Genomic DNA, 4,582 nt, shown 5'->3' on the forward strand with positions numbered 1-4,582 from the left:
CCCCCGAACGCCTCTCCACCTCCCCCGGGAAGCAGGTGTCCGTCCACCATGTCCAGACTCCGTACCGGAATCGTCGCGGTGCTCGCTGCGGTCGGCCTGGTCGTCACCGCGGCCCCCGCCCCACCGGCCCTCGCCGCCGGCGGCCCGAACCTCGCCGCCGGGCGCACCGCCGCCGCCAGCAGCGTCAACGGCCCCTACGTCGCGGCCAACCTGACCGACGGCAACCAGGGCAGCTACTGGGAGAGCAGCGGCGCGCTGCCGCAGTGGGCGCAGGTCGACCTCGGCACCGGCCGCGCCGTCGACCAGGTCGTGCTCAAACTCCCGGCCGCCTGGGAGGCCCGCAACCAGACGCTGTCCGTGCAGGCCAGCGCCGACGGCAGCGGCTTCACCACTGTCGTCGCGTCCGCCGCCCGCACGTTCAGCCCGGCCGCCGCCAACACCGTGACGCTCGGCTTCACCGCCACCGACGCCCGCTACCTGCGGGTCGTGATTACCGCGAACACCGGCTGGGCCGCCGCGCAGCTCGCCGACCTGGAGGTGTACGGCGCGGCCACCTCCTCGACCAACCTGGCGCTCGGCCGGACCATGACCGAGAGCGGCCACGCCGACGTGTACGGCGCGGGCAACGCCAACGACGGCAACGCGGCCACCTACTGGGAGAGCCCGAACAACGCGTTCCCGCAGTGGATCCAGGCCGACCTGGGCGCCGCCACCAGCGTCAACCGGCTGGTGCTGCGGCTGCCGTCCGGCTGGGGCGCACGCACCCAGACGATCACCGTGCAGGGCAGCACGAACGGCTCCACGTTCGGCACGCTCGTCGGCTCCGCGTCGTACGCGTTCGACCCGGGCGGCGGCAACACGGTGACGGTCACCGTGCCCACCGCCTCCACCCGCCACCTACGGCTGCTGTTCACCGCGAACAGCGCCTGGCCCGCCGGGCAGCTCGCCGAGCTGGAGATCTACGGCCCGGTCACCGGCGACACCCAGGCGCCGAGCGCGCCCGGCAACCTCGCGTTCACCGAGCCCGCCACCGACCAGGTGCGGCTGACCTGGACCGCGTCCACCGACAACGTGGGCGTCACCGGCTACGACGTGTACGCCAACGGCGTGCTGCGCACCACTGTCGGCGGCTCCACGCTGACGTACACCGACACCCAGCCGGCCGGGACCACAGTGGCCTACCACGTGCGGGCGCGGGACGCGGCCGGGAACGTGTCGGCGAACAGCAACACGGTGACCCGTACCGGCAACACCGGTGACACGGTTGCCCCGACCGCGCCCGGCAACCTGGCCTTCACCCAGCCGGCGAGCGGGCAGGTCCGGCTGACCTGGACCGCGTCGAGCGACAACGTCGGCGTCACCGGCTACGAGGTGTACGCCAACGGCACGCTGCGCACCACAGTCAGCGGCTCCACGCTCACGTACACCGACAGCCAGCCGGACAACGCCACCGTCTCGTACCACGTGCGGGCCCGTGACGCCGCCGGGAACGTGTCGGCGAACAGCAACACCGTCACCCGTACCGGCAGCAGCACGGGCGGCACCAACCTGGCGGCCGGCAAGCCCGCCACCGCGTCGTCGATGGTGCACGTGTTCGCCGCCGCCAACGCCGTCGACAACGACGTCACCACGTACTGGGAGGGCGCGCCCGGCGCATACCCGAGCACGCTCACCGTCGCGCTCGGCGCCAACGCCGCCATCAGCGCGGTAGTGGTGAAGCTGAACCCGGACCCGGCGTGGGGCGCGCGCACCCAGACGTTCCAGGTGCTCGGCCGGGAACAGTCCGCGTCCGGGTTCACCAGCCTGGCCGGCTCCGCCACGTACTCCTTCAACCCGAACAGCGCCAACACGGTGACCGTCCCGGTCTCGGCGACCGCCGCCGACGTCCGGCTCCAGTTCACCGCGAACTCCGGCTCCTCCAACGGCCAGGTCGCCGAACTCCAGGTCATCGGCGTCCCGGCGCCGAACCCGGACCTCACCGTCACCGCCGTCACCGCCGCGCCGTCCGCGCCGGTGGAGACAGACGCGATCACGCTGTCCGCCACCGTGCGCAACGCCGGCACCGCGGCCTCCGCCGCCACCACTGTCAACCTCTACCTGGGTACGACGAAGGTCGGCACCGCCGCCGTCGGCGCGCTCGCCGCCGGGGCGTCGAGCACCGTCTCGGCGACCATCGGCGTACGCGACGCCGGCAGCTACCCGCTCACCGCGAAGGTCGACGAGGCGAACGCGGTGATCGAGCAGAACGAGGCGAACAACTCGTACACCAGCCCGACCCCGCTGACTGTCAGCCCGGTCGCCAGCTCCGACCTGGTCGCCTCCGCCGTCACCTGGTCACCCGGCACGCCGAGCGCCGGCGCGGCCGTCTCCTTCGCGGTGACGCTGCGCAACCAGGGCACCATCGCGTCGGCGAGCGGCGCGCACGGCATCACGCTGACAGTGCGCGACCAGTCCGGCGCGGTCGTCCGCACGCTCACCGCCTCGTACAGCGGCACGATCGCGGCCGGGGGCACCGCCGGCCCGGTGTCGCTTGGTACCTGGACGGCCGCCAACGGCCGGTACACGGTGCGGGTGGTGCTCGCCGACGACACCAATGAACTGCCGGTGAAGCGGCAGAACAACACGAGCGAGCGCGCGCTGTTCGTCGGCCGCGGGGCGAACCTGCCGTACGACGCCTACGAGGCCGAGGACGGCACGACCGGCGGCGGCGCGCAGGTGATCGGCCCGAACCGCACCATCGGCGACCTCGCCGGGGAGGCGTCCGGCCGCCGCGCGGTCACGCTCAACACCACCGGCGCGTACGTCGAGTGGACCACCCGCTCGGCAGCGAATGCGCTGGTCGCCCGCTTCTCCATCCCGGATGCCCCGGGCGGCGGCGGGATCGACTCGACGATCAACGTCTACGTCAACGGGGTGCTGCACAAGCCGATGAGCCTCACCTCGAAGCACATCTGGCTGTACGGCGCCGAGGCCGGGCCGAGCGACTCGCCGAGCGCGGGCGCGCCCCGGCACCTGTACGACGAGGCGAACGTGCTGCTCGACGCCACGGTCCCGGCGGGCAGCCGGATCCGGCTCCAGAAGGACCCGGCGAACACCACCACGTACGCGATCGACTTCGTCAACACCGAACTGGTGTCGCCGCGCGCCAACCCCGACCCGGCCCGCTACAAGGTGCCCACCGGGTTCAGCCACGCCGATGTGCAGAACGCGCTCGACGCGGTACGGATGGACACCACCGGCACGCTGATCGGCGTCTACCTGCCCACCGGCACGTACGAGACGGCGCAGAAGTTCCAGGTGTACGGCAAGGCGGTGCAGGTCGTCGGCGCCGGCATGTGGTTCACCCGGTTCCAGACGCCACGCAACCAGCAGAACACCGACGCCGGCTTCCGGGTCGAGTCCTCGGCGAGCGGGTCGACCTTCGCGCACCTGGCGTTCTTCGGCAACTACACCAACCGGATCGACGGTCCCGGCAAGGTGTGGGGCGAGCTGAAGGACGTGGACGACCTGACGCTGGACAGCGTCTGGGTGGAGCACACCGTCTGCGCGTACTGGGGGGTGAGCGTGGACGGGCTGACCATCCGGGACAGCCGGTTCCGCAACACCTTCGCCGACGCCGTGAACATGACAAACGGCAGCACGAACAACCTGGTCACCAACTCGGAGGGCCGCTCCAACGGCGACGACGCGTTCGCGTTGTTCTCCGCCACCGACTCCGGCGGCTCCGGCGGCAACCACGGCAACGTGTTCGAGAACCTGACCGCCACGCTGACCTGGCGGGCAGCCGGGCTGGCGGTGTACGGCGGCTACGACAACGTGTTCCGCAACCTGTACATCGCCGACCAGCTCACGTACTCGGGCATCACGATCAGCTCGCTGGACTTCGGCTACCCGTTCGTCGGGTTCGGTGCCAGCCCACCCACCCGGTTCGAGAACATCTCGCTGATCCGTTCCGGCGGGCACTTCTGGGGCGCGCAGACGTTCCCGGCGATGTGGTTGTTCTCCGCGTCGAAGGAGTTCCGTGGCATCCGGGTGAGCGACGTGGACATCGTCGATCCGACGTACTCGGGGATCATGTTCCAGACCAAGTACAACGGCAGCCAGCCGGAGAACCCGATCACCGACACGGTGCTGACGAACGTGTCGATCTCCGGCGCGCGGCGCAGCGGTGACGCGTTCGACGCGAAGTCCGGCTTCGGCATCTGGGTCAACGAGATGCCCGAGGCAGGTCAGGGCCCCGCGGTCGGCGCGGCCACCTTCACCAACCTCCGCCTGACCGACAACGCCCAGGACATCAAGAACACCACAACAACCTTCACCATCACCCGCAACTAACCTCGCGGCCTCTCCCACCCCCGCGATCTTGCACTTTCGGCCCCGGTGATGCCGGATTACTCCTGGTATCAGGGGGCGCGAACTGCAAGATCGCGGGACGGGACGGGACGGGCGGCGAGGGCGGCACGGCGATCTTGGAGTTGTGGTGCCTCTGATAGTGGGGCGAAGCCGACGAGATGTGGCACCACAAGTCCAAGATCGACGGGGGGTGTAGGGCCGCTGCGGTCAGTGGGGGAGGGCGGTGGAG

At 70.9% G+C, this 4,582-nt stretch carries 1 protein-coding gene; it reads left to right on the forward strand.

From position 1 onward, the window contains the following. The first annotated feature begins 48 nt into the window (after nt 1–48). Nucleotides 49–4,335 carry a discoidin domain-containing protein gene (locus BAW75_RS06875; protein WP_104112999.1) on the forward strand — a complete coding sequence of 1,429 codons (4,287 nt, stop codon included), beginning with the start codon at nt 49–51 and terminating at the stop codon, nt 4,333–4,335. The last annotated feature ends 247 nt before the right edge of the window (nt 4,336–4,582 follow it).

Origin of the sequence: Micromonospora chalcea, from assembly GCF_002926165.1 — a bacterium.
In the GTDB taxonomy this organism is placed as follows: Bacteria; Actinomycetota; Actinomycetes; order Mycobacteriales; family Micromonosporaceae; genus Micromonospora; species Micromonospora chalcea.